This window comes from Micromonospora sp. WMMD1274 (assembly GCF_049179035.1).
Lineage (GTDB): Bacteria > Actinomycetota > Actinomycetes > Mycobacteriales > Micromonosporaceae > Micromonospora > Micromonospora tulbaghiae.
Window position 1 is genome coordinate 6,199,888 of sequence record NZ_JBMHMG010000001.1, and the last position, 24,250, is coordinate 6,224,137.

The 24,250-nt window shown below is 73.4% G+C and carries 22 protein-coding genes; 13 read left to right on the forward strand and 9 right to left on the reverse strand.

Features of this window, described 5'->3' with window-relative positions:
• Nucleotides 1-2: 2 nt before the first annotated feature.
• Together ACN27D_RS29225 and ACN27D_RS29230 are read right to left on the reverse strand one after the other, a co-directional pair.
• Nucleotides 3-314 (reverse strand): TraR/DksA family transcriptional regulator, encoded by a 312-nt coding sequence (locus ACN27D_RS29225; protein ID WP_358173479.1) that lies wholly within the window; start codon nucleotides 312-314, stop codon nucleotides 3-5.
• Between the two features lie 2 nt (nucleotides 315-316).
• Nucleotides 317-1,156 (reverse strand): rod shape-determining protein, encoded by an 840-nt coding sequence (locus ACN27D_RS29230; RefSeq protein WP_120570321.1) that lies wholly within the window; start codon nucleotides 1,154-1,156, stop codon nucleotides 317-319.
• Nucleotides 1,157-1,605: 449 nt separating this feature from the next.
• Here ACN27D_RS29230 and ACN27D_RS29235 point away from each other — a divergent pair, with 449 nt between their 5' ends.
• Nucleotides 1,606-1,836: a hypothetical protein gene (locus tag ACN27D_RS29235; RefSeq protein ID WP_013285820.1), complete on the forward strand. Its 231-nt coding sequence runs from the start codon at nucleotides 1,606-1,608 to the stop codon at nucleotides 1,834-1,836.
• A gap of 26 nt (nucleotides 1,837-1,862) precedes the next feature.
• On the opposite strand, the gene ACN27D_RS29240 is transcribed toward ACN27D_RS29235, so the two are convergent.
• The gene (locus ACN27D_RS29240; protein WP_358173476.1) at nucleotides 1,863-3,089 is read right to left on the reverse strand and encodes a PucR family transcriptional regulator; all 1,227 of its coding nucleotides are present in this window, start codon (nucleotides 3,087-3,089) and stop codon (nucleotides 1,863-1,865) included.
• A gap of 51 nt (nucleotides 3,090-3,140) precedes the next feature.
• Complete coding sequence (locus tag ACN27D_RS29245) at nucleotides 3,141-4,121, reverse strand: hypothetical protein (protein ID WP_358173798.1); 981 nt, start codon at nucleotides 4,119-4,121, stop codon at nucleotides 3,141-3,143.
• A 190-nt stretch (nucleotides 4,122-4,311) separates the two neighbouring features.
• On the opposite strand from ACN27D_RS29245, the gene ACN27D_RS29250 reads away from it, so the two are divergent.
• Genes ACN27D_RS29250 through ACN27D_RS29280 form a run of 7 tightly spaced genes read left to right on the forward strand, consistent with a single transcriptional unit; the run spans nucleotide 4,312 to nucleotide 12,056 of the window.
• A complete protein-coding gene (locus tag ACN27D_RS29250; RefSeq protein ID WP_421500539.1) occupies nucleotides 4,312-7,146 on the forward strand; it encodes a Na+/H+ antiporter subunit A in 2,835 nt (944 codons plus the stop codon).
• Entirely contained in the window at nucleotides 7,143-7,610 is a 468-nt protein-coding gene (locus ACN27D_RS29255) for a Na(+)/H(+) antiporter subunit C (RefSeq protein ID WP_030268938.1), read from the forward strand. Before ACN27D_RS29250 ends, ACN27D_RS29255 begins: the two co-directional genes overlap by 4 nt.
• Complete coding sequence (locus ACN27D_RS29260) at nucleotides 7,607-9,178, forward strand: Na+/H+ antiporter subunit D (RefSeq protein ID WP_013477154.1); 1,572 nt, start codon at nucleotides 7,607-7,609, stop codon at nucleotides 9,176-9,178. The genes ACN27D_RS29255 and ACN27D_RS29260 overlap by 4 nt, the downstream gene beginning before the upstream one ends.
• Nucleotides 9,175-9,777, forward strand: coding sequence for a Na+/H+ antiporter subunit E (locus tag ACN27D_RS29265; protein WP_120570319.1), 603 nt, complete (start codon nucleotides 9,175-9,177; stop codon nucleotides 9,775-9,777). The genes ACN27D_RS29260 and ACN27D_RS29265 overlap by 4 nt, the downstream gene beginning before the upstream one ends.
• Nucleotides 9,774-10,037: a monovalent cation/H+ antiporter complex subunit F gene (locus ACN27D_RS29270; protein ID WP_302906873.1), complete on the forward strand. Its 264-nt coding sequence runs from the start codon at nucleotides 9,774-9,776 to the stop codon at nucleotides 10,035-10,037. The genes ACN27D_RS29265 and ACN27D_RS29270 overlap by 4 nt, the downstream gene beginning before the upstream one ends.
• A complete protein-coding gene (gene mnhG / locus ACN27D_RS29275) occupies nucleotides 10,034-10,432 on the forward strand; it encodes a monovalent cation/H(+) antiporter subunit G (RefSeq protein WP_121684067.1) in 399 nt (132 codons plus the stop codon). The genes ACN27D_RS29270 and mnhG overlap by 4 nt, the downstream gene beginning before the upstream one ends.
• 31 nt (nucleotides 10,433-10,463) lie before the next feature.
• A complete protein-coding gene (locus tag ACN27D_RS29280; RefSeq protein ID WP_421500540.1) occupies nucleotides 10,464-12,056 on the forward strand; it encodes an amidohydrolase in 1,593 nt (530 codons plus the stop codon).
• 43 nt (nucleotides 12,057-12,099) lie between these two features.
• Here ACN27D_RS29280 and ACN27D_RS29285 read toward each other — a convergent pair whose 3' ends face one another.
• From ACN27D_RS29285 to ACN27D_RS29305, 5 genes are all read right to left on the reverse strand, one after another.
• Nucleotides 12,100-13,809 (reverse strand): exo-alpha-sialidase, encoded by a 1,710-nt coding sequence (locus ACN27D_RS29285; RefSeq protein WP_421500541.1) that lies wholly within the window; start codon nucleotides 13,807-13,809, stop codon nucleotides 12,100-12,102.
• A 184-nt stretch (nucleotides 13,810-13,993) separates the two neighbouring features.
• A complete protein-coding gene (locus ACN27D_RS29290; RefSeq protein WP_358173466.1) occupies nucleotides 13,994-14,992 on the reverse strand; it encodes an ArsR/SmtB family transcription factor in 999 nt (332 codons plus the stop codon).
• 116 nt (nucleotides 14,993-15,108) lie between these two features.
• On the reverse strand, nucleotides 15,109-15,603 hold the full coding sequence (locus ACN27D_RS29295; protein WP_121684065.1) for a hypothetical protein: 495 nt from the start codon (nucleotides 15,601-15,603) through the stop codon (nucleotides 15,109-15,111).
• A gap of 61 nt (nucleotides 15,604-15,664) precedes the next feature.
• Nucleotides 15,665-16,612, reverse strand: a complete 948-nt coding sequence (locus ACN27D_RS29300; RefSeq protein WP_421500542.1) for a hypothetical protein — start codon at nucleotides 16,610-16,612, stop codon at nucleotides 15,665-15,667.
• Between the two features lie 123 nt (nucleotides 16,613-16,735).
• Complete coding sequence (locus ACN27D_RS29305) at nucleotides 16,736-17,467, reverse strand: FadR/GntR family transcriptional regulator (protein WP_120570312.1); 732 nt, start codon at nucleotides 17,465-17,467, stop codon at nucleotides 16,736-16,738.
• 138 nt (nucleotides 17,468-17,605) lie between these two features.
• Here ACN27D_RS29305 and ACN27D_RS29310 point away from each other — a divergent pair, with 138 nt between their 5' ends.
• The 5 genes from ACN27D_RS29310 (at nucleotide 17,606) to ACN27D_RS29330 (ending at nucleotide 24,248) form a co-directional block, all read left to right on the forward strand.
• On the forward strand, nucleotides 17,606-19,231 hold the full coding sequence (locus ACN27D_RS29310) for an ABC transporter substrate-binding protein (protein ID WP_358173460.1): 1,626 nt from the start codon (nucleotides 17,606-17,608) through the stop codon (nucleotides 19,229-19,231).
• A 103-nt stretch (nucleotides 19,232-19,334) separates the two neighbouring features.
• Nucleotides 19,335-20,291, forward strand: a complete 957-nt coding sequence (locus ACN27D_RS29315) for an ABC transporter permease (RefSeq protein ID WP_358173457.1) — start codon at nucleotides 19,335-19,337, stop codon at nucleotides 20,289-20,291.
• Entirely contained in the window at nucleotides 20,291-22,249 is a 1,959-nt protein-coding gene (locus tag ACN27D_RS29320) for a dipeptide/oligopeptide/nickel ABC transporter permease/ATP-binding protein (protein ID WP_358173454.1), read from the forward strand. Before ACN27D_RS29315 ends, ACN27D_RS29320 begins: the two co-directional genes overlap by 1 nt.
• A complete protein-coding gene (locus tag ACN27D_RS29325; RefSeq protein WP_121684062.1) occupies nucleotides 22,246-23,313 on the forward strand; it encodes an oligopeptide/dipeptide ABC transporter ATP-binding protein in 1,068 nt (355 codons plus the stop codon). Before ACN27D_RS29320 ends, ACN27D_RS29325 begins: the two co-directional genes overlap by 4 nt.
• Nucleotides 23,310-24,248: a dihydrodipicolinate synthase family protein gene (locus ACN27D_RS29330; RefSeq protein ID WP_358173451.1), complete on the forward strand. Its 939-nt coding sequence runs from the start codon at nucleotides 23,310-23,312 to the stop codon at nucleotides 24,246-24,248. The genes ACN27D_RS29325 and ACN27D_RS29330 overlap by 4 nt, the downstream gene beginning before the upstream one ends.
• Nucleotides 24,249-24,250 lie beyond the last annotated feature (2 nt).

Genomic DNA, 24,250 nt, shown 5'->3' on the forward strand with positions numbered 1-24,250 from the left:
GCTCAGCGTCGTTGCTGGCACGGCACGCAGAAGCGGGCCGAGGGCAGGATCTCCAGGCGGGCCGTCGGGATGTCCTGCCCGCATCGCTCGCAGACGCCGTACGTGCCCTCGGACATCCGCTTCAGTGCCTGGGCGGTGTCCGCGACCCCCTGCCGGGCGGTCTCGATCAGCCGGCGCAGCGTGTCCGGGTCGTGCCCGCCGTAGTCGGGCTGCCGCGTGTGCAGCGTCAGCTCGGTGAGCTGGTCGGTGTACTCGCCGAACTGCCGGTCCAGCAGTTCGCGCAGCGTGTCGGTGCGGTTGAGGGCGTGCGTCATGATCAGGCGCTCCTTTCCGGGCGGCGCTCGGTGTCGTGCGGGTGTCGCAGGGCCGAGATGGCGGCCATCCCGGCGCCGGTCAGCGCGGCGGTACGGGGTGACGCGGCGCGGTGCACAGTCGCGCCGAGCGTGGCGACCAGGCGGGCCGTCACGTCGGGCCGGGTGGCGCCGTCACCGATGACGATCGGGCCACGGGCCAGCGCGGCGCGGACCTGGGGCCGCAGCGCCGCGTCCTGACGCAGCTCGCGTACCAGCCGGGAGGTGGTGTCGGCGAGCATGGCGGCGGTCGTCGCGTGGTTCAGGTCCCGGGTGCCGGCCTCGGCCCGCCGGGCCGCCACCACCCGGCCGTCCTCCAGCAGCGCCACCTCGGTGAGCTGGGCGCCGATGTCGGCGACGAGCAGGGTGCCGGCGGCGGCGCCGGCGCCGATGGCGCCCGCCCGGACGCTGTCGAGGAACAGCAGCCGGGACGGCGCGAGCACGGCGGTGAGCACCCGGCGGGTCGCCTCCTGCTCGGCCGGCGCGGCGAGCACCGGACGGCAGGCCACGACCAGCGCGCCGACCGGCACCGGGGTGCGGTGGTCGCGCAGGATCTGCCGCAGCTCGGAGACGCAGGCCGGACCGTCGACGATCCGGCCACGCCGCACGACCGGGCTGCGCAGGCCGTGGCCGAGCGGGACGCTCAGCGTCCGGCCCGGGCCCAGCCAGATCCGCAGCAGGCTGCTGCCGAGGTCCACGGCGAGCGGCGCCGCGTCGACTGTGACCGGCGGGCGGCTGCCGTGGGAGCGGCCGATCAGCATGCCGGTGCGGGCCGGAGGACGAATGGCTGTGACAGGGTGCGGCATACCGACCTCTTTCGGATCAGGGTGCCCAACGGGCGGTGGACGGTGCGGGGAAGGGGCGTGGCCGGGGCCGCAGGGCGTCGGATTCACTCGACGACGCCGGCGGCCGGGGGCTCAGACGCGCTTCTGGTCGCCGCTCGCAGGTCGGGACGCGACGAGTCCGGCGAACACCGGTGGTGGAGCCATCGACGTGCGGGTCATGCTCACCACCTCCTCGCTGCTCGGGTACCGCCTCGGACTCCAGCGTCGCCGGGAACACCACGCGCGGCAGTGCACGCCACCGGCCAACAACGAGCGCAATGATTGCCGGTGGCCGGAACCCGGATCCGCCCATACCCCGTGGCTATGGTTGACACATGGAGAACGCGAGCCCAGCTCGAACGTCCATCGCGTCGCCCTGACGCCGGCCGGCTCCGGCGGGCCCGCGGCGACCGCGTCCGAAGGAGGTCCCCGTGATCATCGAACGTACGACCCTCCCCGGCATCGGGGTCCGGCACACGCTGACCACGGAGGAGGGCCGCCGGATCGGCGTGATCGACTACCAGGTCGGCGGCCGGCGCGACGTCGTCCACGACGACCCGGACGACCCGGACCGCATGGTCACGCTCACCCTCACCCGTGACGAGGCGTCGGCCCTGGCCAACCTGCTCGGCTTCCCGGAGCTGGTGGCCGTACCGGCCTGAGACGCCGGTCACACCGGCCGCGGCCCCTACGCCGGCAGCGGCCGGCGGGGCCAGTCCAGCGCCCGCGCGCCGAGCACGGCGGCGTGCAACGTGAACCGGTCCCGCGCGTCGGCGGGGTCGTAGCCGCTCAACGACCGGATCCGGGCCAGCCGGTAGGTGACGGTGCGCACCGACACGTGCAGCCGGCGGGCGGCCTCGGTGGAGACCTCGCCGCAGGCGAAGTACTCGTTCAGCGTGTCCAGCAGCGGCTCGGCGCCCCCACGCGCCTGGGCCAGCGGCGTCAGCACCGCCCGCACCAGGTCGACCATGGCGGGCTGGTCGCGCAGCAGCACCCGGTAGATCAGCAGGTCGTGCGCGTCGATCACCGACGCCTCGCTGTGCAGGCGCCGCGCCGTGGTCAGCGCCTCCCGGGCCTCCTCGTACGAGCGGGCGATGCCGTAGACGCCCGGGTGCGGGCGGCCCACCGCCACCTGCCACGGCCGGCCCCGCACCAGCCGGTCCAGCTCGCCGTGCATCAGCGTGCCCAGGTTGCCGGCCGGGCCGGCGCCGCGGCCCCGGTCGGCGGCCACCGGGTCCGCCGGGGCGATCACCACGAGCACCCCCTCCTTGGTGGCCACCAGCACGTCCCGGTCACCGAGCCGGTCGAAGATGACCCGCTCCAGCGCGCTGATCGCCGCCTCCGTGTCCGGCAGCCGCCGGCCCGGCGCGGCCAGCGCGACCTGGTGCACCCGGGCCAGGTCCAGGCCGAACGGCTCGGCCCGCTCCACCAGCCCGCCCAGGTCGGAGTCGCCGCGCAGCAGGTCGTCGACGAGTTCCCGGCGCAGCGACTCCTCGCGCCGGACCAGTTCCCGGCGGGCCACCGCGTACCCCTCGGCGAGCGTGGCCACCGCGGTGTCGACCACGTGCAGGACGGCGTCGGCGGCGGCGCGGACCGCCTCGCTGTCGTCGGACCGGTCCAGGTGGGGGAGCTGCCGCCAGACGCGCCGCGCCGCGGACAGGTAGAGGCGTACCGCGCGGCCGGCGGAGATCCCCTGCTCGGCCGCGCGCCGGCCCAGCGCGCCGACCGCGTCGAGTTCGGCGCGGCGCGGGCGGCGGCCGGTCACCGCCGCGTCGGTCAGCAGCCGCAGGTAGTCGCCGAGCAGCTCCACCGGCACGTCGCCGGCGTCGGCGCCCGCCGCGCGGGCCACGTCGGCCAGCCACTGCTCGTCCTCGCCGCCCGCGACCGGTGCCGGCCGGCGGACGCTGTCGGTCATCGCGGTCTCCCCGGACGGGGCCGGCACCGGACGCCGGCCCACCGCACCAGCCTAGGCGGCGGGCCCGCGTGCGCCGCCGGTCATTCCCGCGACAGTGGTTCCGCCGTCGATCACCAGCGCCGGGCCGGTGCGCCGCCCGCCCCGGGCGCCGCGGGTCAGCAGCTGCGCCGTCCGTGCCGGGTCGTCGCCGGCGGCCACCTGATCGAGTACGCGCAGCCACCGCTCCCCGTGCGCGTCGGTGAAGCCGGTGCCGACGACGGCGATCCGGCGGCCGGTGACCGGGACGGGCGCGGCGCGTTCGCCCGGCTCCGTCGACCCGATCGCCGGTCCCTCGGGCACTCCGGCGGGTTCGGCGCGGCGTCCGGCGGCGACGACGAGGTCCGGCGAGCCGCACCGCACCGCCCGTACCGACCCGGCTCGGTCCACGTCGACGAGGGTGGCGCGCAGGTGGCCCGCCGGGGCGAGGTCGCGGACCACCTTCTCCAGCGCGTCGACCAGGTGCGGCAGTGTACGCCGTGGTCCGGCGGCGGCCCGGTGGAACGCCTGCTCGATCGCCCGGCGCCCGGCGGGCGTGTCCAGCGTGGCGCCGGTGACGGTGCCGAGCAGGACGCGCAGCCCGCCGCCGCGGACCGGGACGGCGGCGCCGATCTCCCCGGCGGTGCCGCAGATCGCCAGCGCGGCGCTCCCGGGACCGGCCGGCACGGTGAACACCGCGACGTCCGGCGGCGCGGCGGCGCGCGTCACGGTGGCGGTCCGCGTCCGGCGGCGGGCCCAGGCCAGGACCGGCACGGCGGCCAGGCTGGCCGCCGAGGCGAGCAGCGCCTGTGGATCAGTGCGGTGGCCGGGGATCACCGGTACGACGACCGACAGCGCGACCAGGACGCCCGCCCAGGCCGACACCAGCGCCGCCGTCCGGGGCCGGGCCGAGACGCCGAGCAGGCCGGGCAGCAGCACCCAGCCGACCGGCGTGCTGACCTCGGCGAGGCCCATCAGCATCGCGTTTCCGGTGGTGCCCGCCAGGGCGGCTCGCATCGGCAGCACGCCGACCACCCTATCGGGGCGCCCGCCGGACGCGACCGCTGTACCGGGCAGAGCAAACCTCACTCCTTACCCGAAGCAGAGCGGAGCCGACACGACACGTTCGCGTGATTCTCTCGACATACCGCCTCGCCGCATCGCCGGTTAGGGTTGACGTACCGCAGGTCGATCTTGAGGAGTGTGTGTGCTGGTTCTGGTGGCGGTCCATGCGTTCGCAGCCTTGACCGCCCCCGTGCTGGTACGCCTCCTCGGCAGGCGGGCTCTCTATCTGCTGGCGGCCGTCCCGGCGGCGGCGCTGATCTGGGCGGTGACCCGTACCGAACCGGTCCGCGCGGGCCGGCCCGTCGTCGAGACCGTCACCTGGGTGCCGCAGCTGGGTCTGGAACTCGCGCTGCGCATGGGCACGCTGTCCTGGCTGCTGGTGCTGCTCGTCGGTGGGGTCGGCGCCCTCGTGCTGGCCTACAGCGCGCGCTACTTCCGGTCCGACGATCCCGGCCTCGGCCGGTTCGCCGCGGTGTTCGTGGCGTTCGCCGGCGCGATGCTCGGCCTGGTCGTCTCCGACGACCTGCTGCTGCTGTACGTGTTCTGGGAACTCACCACCGTCTTCTCCTACCTGCTGATCGGCAGCGACCCGACCAAGCGGGCCAGCCGCCGCGCGGCGATGCAGGCCCTGCTGGTGACCACGCTGGGCGGCCTGGCGATGCTCGCCGGTTTCGTGATGCTCGGCCAGCACGCCGGCTCGTACCGGTGGTCGGAGATCGCCGGGAACCTGCCCGAGGGCGGCTACCTCACCGTCGCGCTGGTGCTCGTCCTGCTCGGCGTGACCAGCAAGTCCGCGATCTTCCCGTTCAGCTTCTGGCTGCCGCGCGCGATGGCCGCGCCCACGCCGGTCAGCGCCTACCTGCACGCCGCGGCCATGGTGAAAGCGGGCGTGTTCCTGGCCGCGCTGATGGGCCCCGCGGTGGGCCAGGCCATCGTGTGGCGCGGCGTCCTGCTGGCCGGCGGCCTGATCACCCTGTTCCTCGGCGGCTGGACGGCGCTGCGGCAGGTCGACCTGAAGCTGCTGCTGGCGTACGGCACCGTGAGCCAGCTCGGCCTGCTCATGGTGATCCTCGGCGCGGGCACCCGCGACACCGCGCTGGCCGGCGCCGCGATGCTGCTGGCGCACGCCCTGTTCAAAGCCACCCTGTTCCTCGTCGTCGGCGTCGTCGACCACGTCACCGGCACCCGCGACCTGCGCGAACTCAGCGGCCTGGGCCGCCGCGCGCCGGTGCTGGCGGCGGTCGCCGGACTCGCCGCCGCCTCCATGGCGGGTCTGCCGCCGCTGATCGGCTTCGTGGCCAAGGAGGCCGCGCTCGAGGCGTTCCTGCACGGCGGCACGACCGAACTGCTGGTGCTCGCCGGAGTGGTGACCGGCTCGGCGCTGACCGTCGCGTACACCGCGCGCTTCCTCTGGGGCGCGTTCGCCGCCAAGCCCGGCGTGAAGGAGACCCGGCCGCACCGGATCGAGCCGGCGTTCATCGGCCCGGCGGCGGTGCTCGCCCTCGCCGGTCTCGCGGTCGGCGTCCTCGCCCCGGCGGTGGACCGGGTGCTGGCCCCGTACGCCGACCAGTTCCCGACCGCCGACCCCGGCTACCACCTGGCCCTCTGGCACGGGCTGACCCCGGCGCTGGGCCTGTCGGCGCTCGCGGTGGCGGGTGGCCTCGGACTGTTCCTGCTGCTGCACCGGCGCCGGCCGTACCTGCCGCGGCTGCCCTTCGACGGCGCCAGCGGCTACGACCGGCTGGCCGGCGCGGTCGACCGCGCGGCGGTGGAACTGACCGGCGCCACCCAGCGCGGCTCGCTGCCGTTCTACCTGGGCGTCATCCTGCTGGTCCTGGTCGTGCTGCCCGGCGGCGCGGTGCTCGCCGGCGCGCCGTGGGCCCGGCGGTTCCAGCTCTGGGACACCCCGTTGCAGGCCGTCGCCGGCGCGGTCATCGTCGTCGCGGCGCTGGTGGCCGCGCGCGCCCGCCGCCGGCTGACCGCGATGATCCTGGTCGGCGTGACCGGCTACGGCACGGCGCTGATGTTCATCCTGCACGGCGCGCCCGACCTCGCGCTCACCCAGTTCCTGGTGGAGACCGTCACGATCGTGATGTTCGTGCTGGTGCTGCGCCGGCTGCCGCGCCGGTTCTCGGCCCGCCCGATCCGCGCCACCCGGCGGTTCCGCGTCGCGCTCGGCGTCGCCGTCGGCGTGGTCACCGCCGGCATGGCGTACGTGGCGGCGGGCAGCCGGACCGCGACGCCGATCTCGGTCGGCTTCCCGGACGAGGCGGTCTCCTACGGCGGCGGCAAGAACGTGGTGAACGTGACGCTCGTCGACATCCGGGCCTGGGACACGATGGGCGAGATCGCCGTGCTGGTGGTGGCCGCCACCGGCGTGGCCAGCCTGATCTTCCGCCGCTCCCGCGCGCTGGACCTGCGCAGCGGCATCCCCGGCGCCGGCCGGCAGCAGTCGTCGCGCCCGCGCTGGCTGACCGGCGGCGCGACCTCCCGGCAGCAGTCGGTCATCCTCCAGGTGGTCACCCGGCTGCTGTTCCACGCCATCCTGCTGTTCTCGATCTACCTGCTCTTCTCCGGCCACAACGCCCCCGGTGGCGGGTTCGCCGCCGGTCTGGTCGCCGGGCTGGGGCTCGCCGTGCGGTACCTGGCTGGCGGGCGTACCGAACTCAACGGCGCCGCGCCCGTGGACGCGGGCCTGGTGCTCGGCGCGGGGCTGTTCGTCGCGGTCGGCACCGGCGTGGCCGCGATGCTGCTGGGCGGCGAGTTCCTGCAGAGCGCGACGCTCGACTTCCACCTGCCGTTGCTGGGCCACGTGCACTTCGTGACGTCGGTCTTCTTCGACGTCGGCGTCTATCTCATCGTGGTCGGCCTCGTACTGGACATCCTGCGCAGCCTGGGCGCCGAGATGGACCGCCAGGAGGAGGTCGACGAACAGGAGACCGGACCGGCCGGCGTACGGGAAGAGGAGCTGGTATGAGCCCGAACGTCCCCAACCTGGTCTACGTCGTGGTGATCGGCGTCCTGTTCGCCACCGGCGTCACCCTGCTGCTGGAACGCAGCCTCACCCGTGTCCTGATGGGGGTCATCCTGCTCGGCAACGGCGCGAACCTGCTGCTGCTCACCGGCGGCCGGGCCGGAGGCCCGCCGATCGTCGGCACCACCGCCCAGGAGGACATGTCCGACCCGTTGCCGCAGGCGATGGTGCTGACCGCGATCGTGATCACGCTCGGCATGACCGCGTTCCTGCTCGCGCTGGCCTACCGGAGCTGGCACCTCAACGGGCACGACGAGGTGCAGGACGACGTCGAGGACCGCCGGATCATGGAGCTGGCCGACCGGGACGAGGGCCCGGGCACCTCGGACTCGGACAACTTCGAGGCCGACGACGGCAGCCCCGAGGCCCGGGTGCTCGCCGCCGGTGAGGCGGAGGCCGTCCGATGACCTGGCTCGTCCCGCTGCCGGTGGTGATGCCGCTGCTCGGCGCCGCCCTCACCCTGCTGCTCGCCCGCCGGGCCCGCGCCCAGCGGTGGGTCAGCATCATCGTGCTCACCGCCACCGTCGCGGTGGCCGCGATGCTCCTGGTCCGCTCCTCGCTGGACGGCCCGCTCGTGGTGGAGGTGGGCGGCTGGGTGGCGCCGATGGGCATCGTGCTCGTCGCCGACCAGCTCGCCGCGCTGATGCTCGTGGTGTCCGCCTCGGTCACCCTGTGCGTGCTCGTCTACTCCATCGGGCAGGGCATGGCCGACGGCAACGAGGAGACGCCGCTGTCGGTCTACCACCCGACCTACCTGGTGCTGACCGCGGGCGTCTGCAACGCCTTCCTCTCCGGCGACCTGTTCAACCTCTACGTCGGCTTCGAGATCCTGCTGGTGGCGAGCTACGTGCTGCTGACGCTCGGCAGCACCGAGACGCGGATCCGGGCCGGCACCACGTACGTCGTGGTCAGCCTGCTCTCGTCGCTGATCTTCCTGGTGGCGATCGGCCTGGTCTACTCCGCCACCGGCACGCTGAACCTGGCGCAGCTCGCCGACCGCCTGGACGCGCTGCCCGACGACATCCGCCTGGTGCTGCAGGGCATGCTGCTGCTCGCGTTCGGGATCAAGGCGGCGGTGTTCCCGCTGTCGGCGTGGCTGCCGGACAGCTACCCGACCGCGCCCGCCCCGGTGACGGCGGTCTTCGCGGGCCTGCTCACCAAGGTCGGCGTGTACGCGATCATCCGTACCGAGACGCTGCTGTTCCCCGGCGGCCGCACCGCCGACCTGCTCATGGTGATAGCGGCGCTGACCATGGTGGTGGGCATCCTCGGCGCGGTGGCCCAGTCGGACATCAAACGGCTGCTGTCGTTCACGCTCGTCAGCCACATCGGGTACATGCTGTTCGGGGTCGGGTTGACCACCCCGCTCGGCCTGTCCGCGGCGATCTTCTACGTGGTGCACCACATCACCATCCAGACCACGCTGTTCCTCGCCGCCGGCCTGGTCGAACGACGCGGCGGCAGCACCGCGCTGGACCGCCTCGGCGGCCTGGCCCGGCTGTCGCCCCTGCTCGCCGTGCTGTTCTTCGTGCCCGCGCTGAACCTGGCCGGCATACCACCGTTCTCCGGGTTCCTCGGCAAGCTCGGCCTGGTCCAGGCCGGCGTCGACGACGGCGGGTTCCTGGCCTGGTCGCTCGTCGCCGGGGGACTGCTCACCAGCCTGCTCACGCTCTACGCCATCGCCCGGGTGTGGAACCTCGCCTTCTGGCGGGCCCCGCACGCGGACATGCCGGAGCCCGGCGACGCCGACCAGGCGGCCCGCACCGACGGCGCCGAGCAGCCGCACGACGGCCCGGCGCCGGCCGGGGCGGTGCTGCCCCGGCTGATGACGGTGTCCACCGCCGCCCTCGTGGTGCTCGGTCTGGCGCTGACGGTGGTGGCCGGACCGCTGTTCGACATCAGCACCGACGCCGCCGACGACCTGTTGCGCCGTGCCCCGTACGTGGAGGCCGTGTTCCCGGAGGGACCGCCGTGACCAGTCAGCCGAAAGCGCCACTGACCCGCCGTGACCGCTGGCGCAACCGGGCCATCGCGGTGACCGGCCTGGTCACCGTCTGGGTGCTGCTGTGGGGCACCTTCAGCTGGGCCAACGTGCTCAGCGGACTCGTGGTCGCGGCCGTGCTGCTGGTGGTCTTCCCGCTGCCCCCCGTCACGTTCGCCGGCCGGATCCGGCCGGTGCCGCTGCTGCGGTTCGTGGTCCGCTTCCTGTACGACCTGGTGGTGGCGTCCGCGCAGGTGGCCTGGCTGGCCGTCCGGTCCGAGCACCCGCACTCGGCGATCATCGCGGTGCCGCTGCGGGTGAACACCGACCTCAACCTCACCCTCAACGCCGAGGCCCTGTCGCTGGTGCCGGGCAGCCTGATCCTGGAGGCCGACCGGAGCACCGGCACGCTCTACGTGCACGTCATCGGCATCCGCAGCCTCGACGAGGTGGAGCGCTTCCGGCAGGGCGTGCTGGAGCTGGAGGAGCGCATCGTCGCCGCCGTCGGCTCGGCCGAGGAGCTGAGCCTGATCCGTCGATCCGTACCCACCGGCCCGTCCGGGTCGGTCGACCTGGAAGGAGCACCGACGTGACCGTCGTCGCCGTGATCGTCACCGCGCTGCTCGTCGCGGCCGGTGGGCTCACCCTCGTCCGCATCATCCGCGGGCCGTCGATCCTCGACCGGGCCGTCGCCACCGACGTGCTGCTCGCCGTCGCGGTCGCGGCCATCGCCACCGAGGCGGCCTACAGCCGGGACGCCACGGCGCTTCCGGTCCTGGTGGTCCTCGCCCTGGTCGGGTTCGTCGGCTCGGTGAGCGTCGCCCGGTTCGCGTCCCGGAGAAGCTCGAAGTGATGATCGACGCGATTCTGGACACCGTCGCCGGCATCTGCCTGATCGCCGGCGCCCTGCTCTGCCTCGCCGCGGGCATCGCGCTGGTCCGCTTCCCGGACGTGCTGTCGCGGATGCACGCGGCGGCCAAGCCGCAGGTGCTCGGGCTGCTGCTGGTGCTGCTCGGCTGCGCGCTGCGGCTGCGTACCGGCGTGGACATCACCACGCTGGTCCTGGTGGGCCTGTTCCAGCTCGCCACCGCACCGGTCGCGGCGCACATGGTCGGGCGGACGGCGTACCCGCACGACGACATCCGGCGCGATCTGCTGATCACCGACGAGCTGGCCGACCACATCGACCGGATCCGCGCGGACCGGGCCGGTGAGCCGGAGGAGACGTCGCCGGTCCACACGTCCTGAGACTCCGTACGAGCGCCGAGGCAGGGAGCCCATGAGCGGCACGGTCTACGAGAACGCCCGCATCCACACGCTCGACCCGGACCGCCCGTACGCCGAGGCGATGCTGGTCCGCGGCGAGCGGATCGTCGCCGTCGGTGACCTCGCCGAGTGCCGGGACCGGGCCGGCGGCGGCGCGCGCCGGGTCGACCTCGGCGGAGCGGCCGTGCTGCCCGGGCTGATCGACAGTCACATCCACGCGGCGTCCTACGTGCGCGGGCTGAACCAGGTGGACCTGCGCGGCACGGCGAGCCTCGACGAGGCGCTGACCCGGATCGCCCGGCACGCCGCCACGCTGCCGCCGGACGCCTGGCTGCTCGGCGGCGGGTGGGACAGCAACAAGTGGACCCGGCCGGTGCAGCCGACCCGCACCGACCTGGACCGGGTCTGCCCGGACCGGCCGGCGGCGCTGCCCAGCATCGACGGCCACACCATCTGGGTGAACACCGCCGCCCTGGCCCGCCTCGGCATCGACGCCACCACCCCCGACCCGGCCGGCGGGCAGATCGCGCGGGACGAGCACGGCGAACCGACCGGCATCCTGCGCGAGGCGGCGGCGGACGCGGCGTACGCGGTGGTGCGTTCTCCGCACGCCGGTGACCTGGTCGCGCAGTTGCGCACCCACCTGCCCCGGCTGCTCGCCGCCGGGCTGACCGGCATCCACGACCTCGACGGGCAGGACGCCCGCGCCGCCTACGAGACGCTGTACGCGCGCGGCGAGCTGCCGCTGCGGGTGCACAAGACGATCCCCGCGACGGCCCTGGACGAGGCGATCGACGCCGGCTGGGCCACCGGGGACGGGGACCGCTGGTTGAGCACCGGCCCGGTGAAGATCTTCACCGACGGGGCGCTCGGCTCACACACCTGCCTGATGACCGAGCCGTACGACGGGGAGCCCGGCAACCACGGCATCGCCGTCACCCCGGCCGAGGAGTTCGAGCGGCTGGTGGCGACCGCCGCCGGGGCGGGGATCGCGGTGGCCGCGCACGCCATCGGCGACGCGGCGAACCGGATGGTGCTGCGGGCGTACGCGCGCTGGCGCGAGTCGGCCGATCCCGGCGCGGTGGCGCGGCTGCGGCACCGGATCGAGCACACCCAGCACCTGCTGCCGGACGACGTGCCGCTGCTCGCCCGCTCCGGCGTGATCGCCTCGATGCAGCCCACCCACTGCACCAGCGACATCCCGCTGACCAGCCGGATGCTGGCCGGCCGGGGCCTGGCCTCGTACGCGTGGCGCAGCCTGCTCGACGCCGGGGCGACAGTGGCGTTCGGGTCGGACGCCCCGGTGGAGGACCCCGATCCGTTCTTCGGCATCCACGCCGCGGTGACCCGCCAGCAGCCCGACGGCACCCCGCCCGGCGGCGTCGACCCGCACGAGCGGCTCGACCTGGACACGGCGTTGCGCTGCTTCACCGAGGCGGGCGCGTACGCCTCGTACGAGGAGCACCTGAAGGGCCGGTTGCGCTCCGGCATGCTCGCCGACTTCATCGTGCTGCCCACCGACCCGTACCGGGTCGACGCGGCGGAGCTGCGCGAGGTGACCGTGGCGCTGACAGTGGTCGGCGGCGTGGTCCGCTGGCAGCGCTGACCGTGTCCCGCCCGGACGCCGCTGTCCGGGCGGGACACGGCTCTCAGGCGCCCTTGACCCAGTCGAGGCTGAACCGGGCGAAGTAGATGCCGCCGGTGTTGCCCACCTCGTACAGGTTGCCGACCGTGCCGTCGGCCAGCACCGCCATCGTCGAGTACCCGGCGCCGCCGGGCTTGACCAGCGCCCGGGCCGGCCAGGTCGCGCCGTCGTCGGTGGACAGGCGGACCGTGAGGTCGTTGCGCGCGCTCGGGTGCGCGTTGTTGCTGAACAGCGCCGTGCGGGTGCGTACCGGCGTCCGGTTCGCGCCGACCTCGGCGGGCCGCAGGTAGGACATCTCGTCGGCGTTGCAGAGCGGGTCGGTCAGCACGGCGCTCGCCGTCGCCGGACCGAACGTGGCGGCACCGTCGGTGGAGGTGGCGTAGAACCGGCTGCGGGTCGAGTTGTGCCGCATGTTCTGCACCACCGCGCCGGTGCCGCGCTCGATGGCCTTGCTCTCGTTGATGTTGCCACCGGCGGATCCGCCGCGCCGCCAGGTCGCGCCGTGGTCGTCGCTGTAGATGTTCGCGGCGTGGCTGGTGCCCGAGGCGTCCCGGTAGGCGATCGGCTGGATCAGGCGGCCGGTGCTGGTCTGGATGCCGTGGCCGGAGGAGAAGAACGCCTGCTGCCAGGCCGGGTCCTTGACCGCCGGGTTCAGCTCCACCGGAGCGCTCCAGGTGGCGCCGTTGTCGCGGCTGGTGATGTAGCGCAGGTGCATGCTGTTCGGGTCGTCGGCGGTGTTCAGGCCGGAGCCGCCGGACCAGAAGCTGATGCCGGGCCGGGGGGAGTAGGTGAAGAAGCAGTAGACGACACCGGTGGCGCGGTCCACGAGCAGGCTGGGGTCGCCGACGCCCTCGCTGGTGGTGGGCGGGGCGTGGATGACGCGGGGCTGCTCGAAGGTGCGCCCGCCATCGGTGCTGCGGATCATCACGATCTGGATGTTGTTGGTGCCGCCGCCGAGGTCGTACGAGCCGTTGACCCGGGCGTCGGCCACGGCGATGACGGTGCCGTTGTTGCTCACGGCCAGGCCGGGGATGCGGACCGAGGCGACGGTGCCGTCGTAGCGGCCGTTCGCGCCGTTGAGGCCGCGGATCACGGTCTGCGTGGTCAGCAGCGTGGTGGTGGCGAGCTGCGGGTTGCCGGCGGCCAGGTCGCAGGAGGTGGTGCCGCGCAGCGTGGTGTCGAAGCCCTGCGCGGTGACCCGCAGCGTGTACGGGGTGCCGGCGCCGACGGTCCAGTAGTGCAGGAAGTTGCCACCGGCGGCGATGGTGCGGGTCCACGGCGAGCCGGTGCGTCCGGGCCAGGTGACTGTGAAGTCCCGGGCCGTCGTGGTGCGGTTCTCCAGGGCGAGCTGGAGGCGGCCGTTCGTGCAGTCGAAGCCGGCCAGCGCGGACATTCCGGTGCCGCAGTGGAAGATGCCGCTGGTGGTCTCGTCCAGGCCGGTCGGGGTCGTGGTGCGCAGCGTGTACGGCGTGCCGGGGGACAGCGTCCAGTACAGCTCGGCGTTGCCGCCGGCAGCGACCGTGCGGGTCCACGGTGAGCCGGAGCGGCCCGGCCAGGTGACGGTGTAGGTCTGCGTCGTGGTGCTGCGGTTGTCGAGGTCGAGCAGCAGCCGGCCGGCGGTGCAGTCGGCGCCGACGGTGGCGGTCACGCCGGCGGGGGCGGCGGCCTGGGCCGCGGTCGCGGGCAGTACGGAGAGGAGGGTGAGGGCGGCCACCGCGAGGACGGTTGCGCGGCGCGGTATGGCGCGGCGAGGGGACACGTGGTTCCTTCCGGACGGGGGAGGGGGAATCGGACTAGCTATAAGACGTCAGATGTCCGATGTCTGCACGCTAGGCGGATTCACCCCGGCCCGTCAAGGATCGGTTCCGGTCGACGTCCCCGTCCGGCCCCGGGAGTCGTCAGCGGTCCGGCCCGGGCGTCTCGCCGAGCAGTGCCTCGCCCATCGCGGTGAGCCGGTGCAGCACCAGGTTGCCGTGCCGCTGGCTGGTGATCAGGCCGGCCTCGCGCAGGATGGTGGTGTGATGGCTGGTGGTGGCCGGCGAGATGCGGGCACGCCGGGCCAGCTCGCCGGTGGTGGCGCCGCTCGCGGCGGCGCGCAGGACCGCGACCCGGGTGTGGCCGAGCAGTGGACCGAGCCGGCGTTGCGGGCCGGCCGGCGGCGTCGGTTCCGGTCGCTGCCGGCGCGCCGGGTAGACGAGCGTCGGCGGCAGGTCGGGGTCGGCCAGCGTGATCGGCGCGTGCCAGCAGAAGTACGACGGGACCAGCGTGATGCCCCGGCCGTCGAGATGCATGTCCCGGTCCTCGGGGTAGCCGTGCACGGACAGTACCGGCGGATCCCAGGACGTCTCCGGGCTCAGGTCGTCGAGGATCTGCCCGGCGCCGCTGTCGAGGACCCAGGCTCCGCGTAGCGCCCGGTCGCCGGAGACTGCGGAGGTGATCTGCGTCCAGTAGGGAGCGAGCGCGACCCGGAAGTAGGCGCGCAGCGCGTCGCCGAGGCCGTGCCGGGCGGCGAGCCGGCCGGCCGCCAGATCGCTCATCCACGCGCCGTCGACGGGCGTCACCATCCGCCCGAGTTCGGTGCGGATCCGCCGGGTCGGGGTGCCGAGCACCCGGTCGATCCCCTCGTCGAGGTCGGCGACCGGGCCGGGTGTGAGGAAGTCCGGGAAGTAGCGCTTGAGCGGCGCGACGGGCAGGAGCCGCTCGCGGACGACCGGGACGAGACCGGCGCGCTCCAGGTCCGGACGGATCTGCCGGTGCCACCGGGCGTAACCCGCGTAACCGGCCCGGGTCTGGAGGCGGTGCAGGCTACAGATGATCTCCCACAGTGGATCCGGCCGGGCCGCCAGCCGGGTGCGGCTGAGGTCCCCGGCCGTGAAGTGGATGCGTAGCGTCCCCATGACGCACAGTGTTCCGACGTGCGCCGCCGTGCTCAGTCTCGTCCACGACATTGACGTATATCACTGCAAGAAGGTAAGGCGGGGCGGCAGCCGGACGGCTGCCGCCCCGCGGTGTCTCAGCCCGCGCTGCAGCTCGTGCGCCACCGGTGCGAGGCGATGTTGTCGTTGGCGTTCGCCATGTAGCCGTCCCGGTTGGAACCCCAGGTGAACCAGGCCCCGGTGAGGTTGTCCCACGCGTCGCCGGCGCCGAGACAGGCGTACGCACCGGTGTAGTCGGGGTGGATGTAGAGGGCGACCGGCCGGCCGCCGTTCGAGTCGTTCCAGGCCGAGGACGCCAGGTTGCGCATGCTGGCCCGGTTGTTGTTGTCGCAGTTGGCGTTCTCCGCCGTGTTGATCGTGTCCCAGTTGTTGTCGGCGTTGTACCACCAGCACCACCGGCCCGCCCAGTAGGCGTCCTGGCTGACGTACAGGTAGCCGCTGCCCGCGGCGGCGCGCTGCGTCGCATCCGCGTGCGGGGTCGGCCGGGGCGCGGCCTGGGCGGCGGTGGCGGTGAAGGCCAGCGCGGCTGCCGCCGCGGCCACTGTGGCCAGCGCGGACCGTAGTGCTCTCATGGTGTTTCCCTTCGGTCGGGTCCTTCCGTGGCGGGCCGCCACGGACGTCGTGGGGGGTGGGTCAGCCGGCAGCCAGCACGCCGCGTGCCCGCGGCAGCGCGGCGGCCTCCAGGCGGAGCCGTTCGAAGACCTCGGTGCGGAACCGCCTGTCGAGGGCGCCCCGATGCTCGGCGTCGAGCCGCCGGGCGAGCGGGCCGAGCCCGGTCCGGGCCGCACAGGTCGCCTCGGCCACCGCCAGCCTGATCTCGCCGGGCGTGGCGGAGCCGGCAGCCGGCTCGGGCACCGACGCGCGGGCCGACGCGGGGTCGGCCACGTCGTGCCCGCCGGCGCGCATGCACCGCCGCCACGCCCGTACGCCGTCGGCGTAGCGGGGGTCGGCGAGCACCCGGCCGACGCGCAGGCCGGCCAGGTTGTCCGTGACCTTCGTGGCGCGGTACCAGCCGGGCAGGTCGCGGTAGAGCTGTCGCTCCGCCTCGGACGTGCATCTGTGGCTGCTGCGGCGCAGCACGCCGCCGGCCGGCAGCGTCGCGCGCAGGGCGTCGGGCTCGCCGGGGTCGCCGTTGACCGCGCGTACGGCGGCGGCGCCCCGTTCCGGGGGCAGGTCGCGGACGTACCGCGCGTTCGGGTCGGCCGCCATCGCCTCCTGGAGGCGGCGTTCCAGGGCGCCGCCGTATCCGTACCGGCGGGCGTAGGAGACGTCGTCGAGGACGTACGGGAACTCGCGCAGCTCCGGCACCGGCTGCCGGGGAACCGGCCAGTAGCGGAACCCGCGACGCTGCATGCAGTCGCGGATCAGCACCTGCGTGGCGGCGTACCGCACCTCGGCGGCCGGGGCGGCGGCGGGCGGGACCGGCACGGCGGCGGCACTCGCCGCGGGCGTGCGGTGAGTCTCGGACGGCGGTGCGGCGTCCGGGCGCGCGCCCAGTGCCCCGGCCACCGCCGCCGCGAGGGCGGCGGGGACCGCGACGGCGTACCACATTGACCGCGCTCGGCGCGACACCACCGCCATGACATGCACCTCGGCCGTCCGGGGCGCCCGATGCGCCCGTCAGAAGACAGCTTCGGCACGGGGCGTGCCCCGGGACAGAGACCTTCGATCAGGCTCGAACGACAGGTCCCGGCGTACGGCGGGTCAGGACTGCGCGGCGCGGGCGATGCTGGCCCGGATGGGCGCGTAGTGCTCGGCGACGGCCGAGCGCAGCGCCGTCGCGTCGGCGGCGGTGAGGGCGGCGACGATCGCCTGGTGCCGCTGGGCGGTGATGACCCGGTCCTCCGGCTCGGTCTGCAGCGTGGGCGCGACGATGGCCTGCACCTGCCAGAACGCCTCGGTCAACTGGACCAGCAGGTCGTTGCCGAGGGGTTCCATGAGCTTCAGGTGGAACGCGCGGTCGACGTCGAGGAAGTCCTCGCCCCGGGCGGCCCGGCTGTGCATCTCGTCGGCGAGCGCGGACAGCTCCGACCGGTGCTGCTCGTCGAGGGCGTCGATGACGGTGGCGGCCAGGCCCTGCTCCAGCGTCTGGCGGACGTCGACGACCTGGGCCAGTACGCGGTGGTCGTCCTCGCCGCTGAGCAGACCCCGGAACGTCAGGCTCTCCACCAGGGCGTTGAGGGACATCCGGCCGACGAACGTGCCGTGGCCGTGGCGTACCTCGACGATGTCGAGCGCGGAAAGGATCTTGACGGCCTCGCGGACGCTGGAGCGGCTGGCACCGACGGCCTCGCACAGTTCCGTCTCGGTGGGCAGGAGGTTCCCCGGCTTCAGGCGGTTGCGCAGGATGTACTCCTTGATCCTGGTGGCGACCTCCTGCCGGCGAGGGCTCGGCCGCTCGGCGCCGCGTAGCGGACTGGCGTCAATGGTCGTCATCTGCCCCTTGCCCTTCGTTCCCGAATCTGACACCCTCACCCTACCGGCATCAGACGTCAGACGTCATACACCTTATGCTTCACATCCCCGAGCGCGAGCGGTCACGCGAGCGCATGAAGAGCCTATGGAGGCAGCTACGTGAGCACCACCGGTAAGCCGTCGGGGAGCCGGCGCGTCCTGCGAGGCCGCGCCCGCTCCCTGGCCGTCGCCTCCCTCGCGGGGGGCCTCGCGGTCGCGCTGGCGGCCTGCAGTGGCGGTCCCGCCTCGACCAACGCCGTGGGCGACGGGAAGGGGGGCACGTCCATCGAGGCCACGCTGGCCTTCACGCTCTCCAGCGGTTTCGATCCCAGCAACGCCTCCTCGGCCGTGGCGACAGCGGTCAACCAGCACGTCTTCGAGGGCCTCGTCGACCTCGACCCGATCACGCGGGAACCCTACAACGCCCTGGCCAAGAGCGACCCGACCCCCGGGGCCGACGGCCGGACCTACACCGTGACGCTGCGTGACGGGGCGAAGTTCTCCGACGGCACCCCGGTCACCGCCGAGGACGTGGCCTGGTCCTTCACCCGCGTGCTCAAGCCCGCGGACCCGAAGGCGCCGCCGCTGATGCAGGGCTTCGTGTCGTTCCTCGACACCGTCACCGCGAAGGACGCGACCACCGTCGAGTTCACGCTGAAGTACCCGTTCGCCCTGTTCAGCGAGCGCATCTCGGTCATCAAGGTCGTCCCCAAGGCCAAGACCGGTGACGCGGCCGCGGCCAAGGCGTTCGACACCGCCCCGATCGGCTCCGGCCCGTTCAAGGTGGACAGCGCGTCCAAGGAGTCCGGCGTCAAGCTGAGCAAGAACGCGAACTACAACGGCCCGCGCGCCGCCAAGGTCGAGACGATGACGTGGAACACCACCACCGAGGCGTCGGCCCGCGTGTCGGACCTGCAGGGCGGCCGGGTGCAGGCCATCGAGGCCGTCCCGTACCTGAACGTGGACTCGCTCAAGGACAAGTACACGATCGACGTGAAGCAGGCCTTCAACCAGGTCTTCCTCATGTTCAACAACTCCGCCGCCCCGTTCAGCGACAAGCGGGTGCGCCAGGCCCTGCACTACGCCATCGACAAGGAGGCGGTCATCAAGACCGCGCTCAACGGCTACGGCAGCCCGGCGACGAGCTACCTCGACGAGGGCAACAAGGCCTACCAGAAGGCCGCCACCGTCTACGACTACAACCCGGACAAGGCCAAGGCCCTGCTCCAGGAGGCCGGCGTCACCAACCTGTCGTTCCGGCTCGACACCACCGACAGCTCGGTGGTCAAGGACGTCGCCCCGCTGGTCATCGAGCAGTGGAAGAAGATCGGCGTCAACGCCACGCTGAACACCGTGCCGTCCTCGGCCATCTACGGCGACATCGTCCCCAAGGACACCTTCCGGGTGCTCATGGCCACCGGTGACCCGAGCGTCTTCGGCGTCGACACCGACCTGCTGATGCGCTGGTACTACTTCGGCGAGACCTGGCCGGGCCAGCGCTACCGCTGGAGCGACGCCGACCGCAAGGCCATGGGCGACCTGCTGGACAAGGCCGCGCAGACCTCCGACGAGACGGCCCGCAAGGCGCTGTGGAAGCAGGCCCTGGACATGGCGGCGGACCAGGTGCCGCTGTACCCGATCCTGCACACCAAGGTCGTCACCGCGTACGACCCGGCCAAGGTGGACGGCTTCTCCGGCGCCTCCACCACCGGCCTGTACTTCCTGGGCACCGGCCGGACCGGCTGAGCCCGCGCTCGGGGTTCCGGCCCCGCAGGCGTCCCGCCCGGCCCCACGTGACCCGTGCGGCCGGGCGGGGCGTCCCGGCGCCCCGCCACGAGAAAGAGAATCCATGCTGACCGTCCTGAACCTGGTCGCACGACGATTCCTGACGCTGATCCCCCTGGTGCTGGGCATCACGCTCTTCGTCTTCGTGATCATGCAGTTCTCCCCGATCGACCCGGCGTTGTCCGTCCTCGGTGACCAGGCCACGCCGGCGCAGGTCGAGGCGTTCCGCGCCGCCAACGGCCTCAACGACCCGCTGCCGTTGCGCTACCTGCACTTCCTCGGCGACCTCGTCCGCGGCGACCTCGGGATGACGTTCCCGCCGTCGGTCCCGGTCGCCGAGAAGATCGCCATGGCGCTGCCGCTGACCATCCAGCTCACCGCGCTCGGCGTCGTCGGCGCGCTCGTCATCGCCCTGGCCCTCGGCATCCCGGCCGCCCTGTACCGCGACCGCTGGCCCGACCAGGTGATCCGCGTCGTCTCCATGGCCGGCATCGCCACGCCCTCGTTCTGGCTGGCCCTGCTGTTCATCCAGGAGTTCTCCGTCCGCCGCCCGATCTTCCCGACCGGCGGCTACGTCAACCCCGCCGACTCGGTCGGTCTGTGGTTGCAGTCGCTGGCCATGCCCGCGCTGGCGCTGGCCGTACCGGTCGGCTGCTCGCTGGCCCGCATCGTCCGGACCTCCATGGTCGAGGAACTCGACAAGGACTACGTCCGCACGGCGATCGGCGCCGGACTGCCGCCGCGCGTGGTGGTCGGCCGCAACGTGCTGCGCAACGCGCTGGTCAACCCGCTCACCGCGCTCGGCCTGCGGATCGGCTACCTCATCGGCGGCACCGTCGTCATCGAGGCCATCTTCTCGCTGCCCGGCATGGGCACCCAGATCATGAGCGCCGTCCAGCAGAACGACACCGCGCTGGCCCAGGGCACCGTCCTGACCATCGCGCTCTGCTTCGTGCTGGTGAACCTGGTCGTCGACATCCTCTACCTCTTCGCCAACCCCCGACTGCGCGGAGGCCACTGATGCGCCGGTCCCTCACCACGCGGCTGTCCCGCCCCGGCATGGCCTTCGCCCGGCTCGGTGTCGCGGCCCGGTTCGCGCTCGGCTTCGTCGCGCTCATCGTCGTGGTCGGCGTGCTGGCCCCGCTGCTGCTGCGCCACGACCCCACCCAGACCGGGCTCGGTCCGGCGCTGACCGGCCCGAACGGCGACTTCTGGTTCGGGCTGGACAAGCTCGGCCGCGACGTGTTCTCCCGGCTGGTGGCCGGCACCCGGCGCTCCCTGATCGTCGGCTTCGGCGCGGCCGGCATCGCGCTGGTGGTCGGCGCGATCCTCGGCGCCGTCGCGGGAAGCAGCCGCACCGTCGTCGACGAGATCATCATGCGCTGCCTCGACGTGGTCATGGCCTTCCCCACGATCGTGCTCTCCGCCCTGCTGATCATCTCGTTCGGCAAGAACAGCCTGCTGGTCCTCGTGATCGCGATCGGCTTCGTGTTCACCCCGTCGGTCGCGCGCATCGTCCGCGCCAACGTGCTGTCCCAGTACGGCGAGGACTACGTGGCCGCCGAGCGCATCATCGGCGCCCGGCGACCGCACATCCTCTGGCGGCACGTCCTGCGCAACTGCGCCGCGCCGATCCTCGTCTTCGTCACCGTCATGGTCGCCGACGCGATCGTCTTCGAGGCGTCGCTGTCCTTCATCGGCGGCGGCCTCGCCCCGCAGGAGGCGGCCTCCTCGTGGGGCTCGGTGATCGCGTTCGGCAAGGAGATGGTGCAGATCGGCGGCTGGTGGGCCACGTTCTTCCCCGGCCTGCTGATCCTGCTCACCGTGCTGGCGCTCAACGTGCTCTCCGAGGGCATGTCCGACGCGTGGGCCGCCCCGGCGGCACGCCGCGCCACGTCCACCACCAGCGGTGACGCGCTGGAGCAGGCGCAGCCCGGCACCGGTGAGGTGGTCGAGCTGCCCGGACTCGCCGAGGCGGCGCGGCGGCTGCGCGAACGCGCCCGCCCGCTGCCGCAGGGCCGGCCCGTCCTTCAGGTCAGCAACCTGTCCATCGGCTTCGAGGGCCGCCACCGCGGCGTGGACATCGTCGACGGGCTCTCCTTCGACGTACGCCCCGGCGAGGTCGTCGGCCTGGTCGGGGAGTCCGGCTCCGGCAAGTCGCTCAGTGTCCTGGCCGTGATGGGCCTGCTGCCGAAGGGCGCCCGGGTACGCGGCGAGATCCGCTTCCAGGACACGAACCTGCTGAAGCTGAACGCCAAGGGCCGCCGGGCCCTGATGGGGCGCGAGATCGCCATGGTCTACCAGGACGCCCTGTCGGCGCTGAACCCGGCGCTGCGCGTCGGCGCCCAGCTCGCCCAGATGACCCGGCGCGGCGGCACCCGCTCGGCCGAGGAGCTGATGCGGCTGGTCGGGCTGGACCCGCAGCGCACGCTCGCCGCGTACCCGCACGAGCTGTCCGGCGGGCAGCGGCAGCGCGTGGTGATCGCCATGGCGCTGTCCCGCGACCCGAAGCTGATCATCGCCGACGAGCCGACCACCGCGCTCGACGTCACGGTGCAGGCCCAGGTGATGAAGCTGCTGCTGGACCTGCGCGAGCGGCTCGGCTTCGCCCTCATCCTGGTCAGCCACGACCTCGCCCTGGTCAGCGACGTCTCCGACCGGGTCGTGGTGATGTACGGCGGGCAGATCGTGGAGACCGGCGTGACCGCCGACGTGATGGAGGCGCCCGCCCACCACTACGCCCGCGGGCTGCTCGGTTCCGTCCTGTCGCTGGAGACCGGCGCGGAACGGCTCACCCAGATCCGCGGCGTGGTGCCGTCACCGGCCGACTTCCCGAAGGGCTGCCGGTTCTCCGACCGCTGTCCGATGGCGACCGAGATCTGCCGGGACACCGCGCCCGCCCTGGAGGGCACGGACGGCCACGGGTACGCCTGCCACCACCCCGCCGTCACCGTCAGCGAGAAGGAGCCGGCCCGATGAGCGCCACCGCCGAGCACCGGCCGATCGCCGAGCTGAGCGACGTGCACGTGGTGCACGCCGCGCGCGGCGGCGGCATGTTCAGCCGGGACAAGGTCTACGCGCTCACCGGCGCCGACCTGGTGATCCGGGCCGGCGAGACGGTCGGCATCGTGGGCGAGTCCGGCTGCGGCAAGTCCACGCTGGCCAAGGTGCTGGTGGGCCTGCAACGGCCGACCAGCGGCACGGTGTCCTTCGCCGGCAAGGACGTGTGGTCGATGAGCACCGCCGAGCGGCGCGAGCACATCGGCGCGGGCGTCGGCATGATCTTCCAGGACCCGGCCACGTCGCTGAACCGCCGCATGCCGGTACGCGACATCCTGCGCGACCCGCTCGACGTGCACCGCCGGGGCACCCGGCAGCAGCGCGAGCAGCGGGTGGCCGAGCTGATGGCCCTGGTGGGCCTGCCGCGCTCGGTCGCCGACGTGCTGCCCAGCCAGCTCTCCGGCGGCCAGCGTCAGCGGGTGTCCATCGCCCGCGCGCTGGCCCTGGAACCGGGGCTGGTCATCGCGGACGAGCCGACGAGCGCGCTGGACGTGTCGGTGCGGGCCCAGATCCTGAACCTGCTGCTGGACCTCAAGGACCGGCTCGGGCTGGCCATGGTGCTGGTCTCGCACGACATCCAGACCGTCAAGCGGGTCAGCGACCGGGTCGTCACCATGTACCTGGGCCGGATCGTCGAGCAGACGCCCGCCGACCTGCTGCCCGAGGGCGGCCGGCACCCGTACACCCGGGCGTTGTTCTCGGCCACGCCGGGCCTGCTGTCACCGATCGAGCCCATCCCGCTGGTCGGACCGGTCCCGTCGGCCACCCGGCCGCCGAGCGGCTGCCCGTTCCGGACCCGCTGCTGGGCCGCCACGGACGGCTGCGCCGTGGACATGCCGGCGCCGCGCCCCGCCGAGGGCGAGGGCCACGAGTTCCGCTGCCACCACCCGGTGCCCGCCGGAACCGCGAACACCGAACTGGTCGCGCTCGCCACCCCGGCGGCCGGCCGCACCACATCTGAGTCTGTCGAGGAGAACCTGTGACCACCCCAGCCCCGCGGTTCGCCGGAGTCGTGCCGCCGGCCGTGACCCCCCTGACCGAGGAGGGCGAGGTCGACGTCCGTTCCCTGGAACGGCTGGTCGAGTGGCTGCTCGACGCCGGTGTCGACGGCATCTTCGCCCTCGGCAGCTCCGGCGAGACGGTCTTCCTCACCGACCGGCAGCGGGACCTGGCCCTGGAGACCATCGTGAAGACCGCCGGCGGCGCCGTGCCGGTCATCGCCGGCTGCATCGAGCCCACCACCCGCCGGGTCGTGGAGCGGGCCGAGGCGTCCACCCGGCTGGGCGCGGACGGCCTGGTCGTGACCGCGCCGTTCTACGCCATCGTCGGCCCGCACGAGATCGAGCGGCACTTCCGGGCGGTCGCCGCGGCGGCCGAGCTTCCGCTGCTGGCGTACGACATCCCGGTCTGCGTGCACAGCAAGCTCTCCGTCGACCTGCTGACCCGGCTCGCCGCCGAGGGTGTGCTGGCCGGCGTCAAGGACTCCAGCGGAGACGACGTCGCGTTCCGCCAGCTCGCGCTCGCTGTCGCCGAGCGCGCGCCGGAGCGCGACTTCAGCCTGCTCACCGGCCACGAGGTGGTGGTCGACGCGATGATGCTCGCCGGTGGCTCCGGCTCCGTGCCCGGACTGGGCAACGTGGACCCGGCCGGATACGTGCGGCTGCACCGCGCCTGCGTGGCCGGCGACTGGGCCGCCGCCCGGCGCGAGCAGGACCGCCTGACCCGGCTGTTCCGCATCGTCGACGCGGCCGACCCGGCCACCTCGGCGGGCGCCACCCGGGGCGTCGGCGCGTTCAAGACCGCCCTGGCGCTGCTGGGCGTCATCGCCGGCAACGCGGTGTCGCTGCCGCTGCGGCCGCTCGACGCCGCCGAGACGGGCCGCGTGCGTACCCAGCTGGAACTGGCCGGGCTGCTCTGACC

What these genes read in the sequence shown, in the direction of transcription:
- ACN27D_RS29225 (WP_358173479.1), bottom strand. Translation starts at nt 314, where the DNA reads ATGACGCACGCCCTCAACCGCACCGACACGCTGCGCGAACTGCTGGAC.
- ACN27D_RS29230 (WP_120570321.1), bottom strand. Translation starts at nt 1,156, where the DNA reads ATGCCGCACCCTGTCACAGCCATTCGTCCTCCGGCCCGCACCGGCATG.
- ACN27D_RS29240 (WP_358173476.1), bottom strand. Translation starts at nt 3,089, where the DNA reads ATGACCGACAGCGTCCGCCGGCCGGCACCGGTCGCGGGCGGCGAGGAC.
- ACN27D_RS29245 (WP_358173798.1), bottom strand. Translation starts at nt 4,121, where the DNA reads ATGCGAGCCGCCCTGGCGGGCACCACCGGAAACGCGATGCTGATGGGC.
- ACN27D_RS29255 (WP_030268938.1), top strand. Translation starts at nt 7,143, where the DNA reads ATGAGCCCGAACGTCCCCAACCTGGTCTACGTCGTGGTGATCGGCGTC.
- ACN27D_RS29260 (WP_013477154.1), top strand. Translation starts at nt 7,607, where the DNA reads ATGACCTGGCTCGTCCCGCTGCCGGTGGTGATGCCGCTGCTCGGCGCC.
- ACN27D_RS29280 (WP_421500540.1), top strand. Translation starts at nt 10,464, where the DNA reads ATGAGCGGCACGGTCTACGAGAACGCCCGCATCCACACGCTCGACCCG.
- ACN27D_RS29290 (WP_358173466.1), bottom strand. Translation starts at nt 14,992, where the DNA reads ATGGGGACGCTACGCATCCACTTCACGGCCGGGGACCTCAGCCGCACC.
- ACN27D_RS29295 (WP_121684065.1), bottom strand. Translation starts at nt 15,603, where the DNA reads ATGAGAGCACTACGGTCCGCGCTGGCCACAGTGGCCGCGGCGGCAGCC.
- ACN27D_RS29300 (WP_421500542.1), bottom strand. Translation starts at nt 16,612, where the DNA reads ATGGCGGTGGTGTCGCGCCGAGCGCGGTCAATGTGGTACGCCGTCGCG.
- ACN27D_RS29305 (WP_120570312.1), bottom strand. Translation starts at nt 17,467, where the DNA reads ATGACGACCATTGACGCCAGTCCGCTACGCGGCGCCGAGCGGCCGAGC.
- ACN27D_RS29315 (WP_358173457.1), top strand. Translation starts at nt 19,335, where the DNA reads ATGCTGACCGTCCTGAACCTGGTCGCACGACGATTCCTGACGCTGATC.
- ACN27D_RS29320 (WP_358173454.1), top strand. Translation starts at nt 20,291, where the DNA reads ATGCGCCGGTCCCTCACCACGCGGCTGTCCCGCCCCGGCATGGCCTTC.
- ACN27D_RS29325 (WP_121684062.1), top strand. Translation starts at nt 22,246, where the DNA reads ATGAGCGCCACCGCCGAGCACCGGCCGATCGCCGAGCTGAGCGACGTG.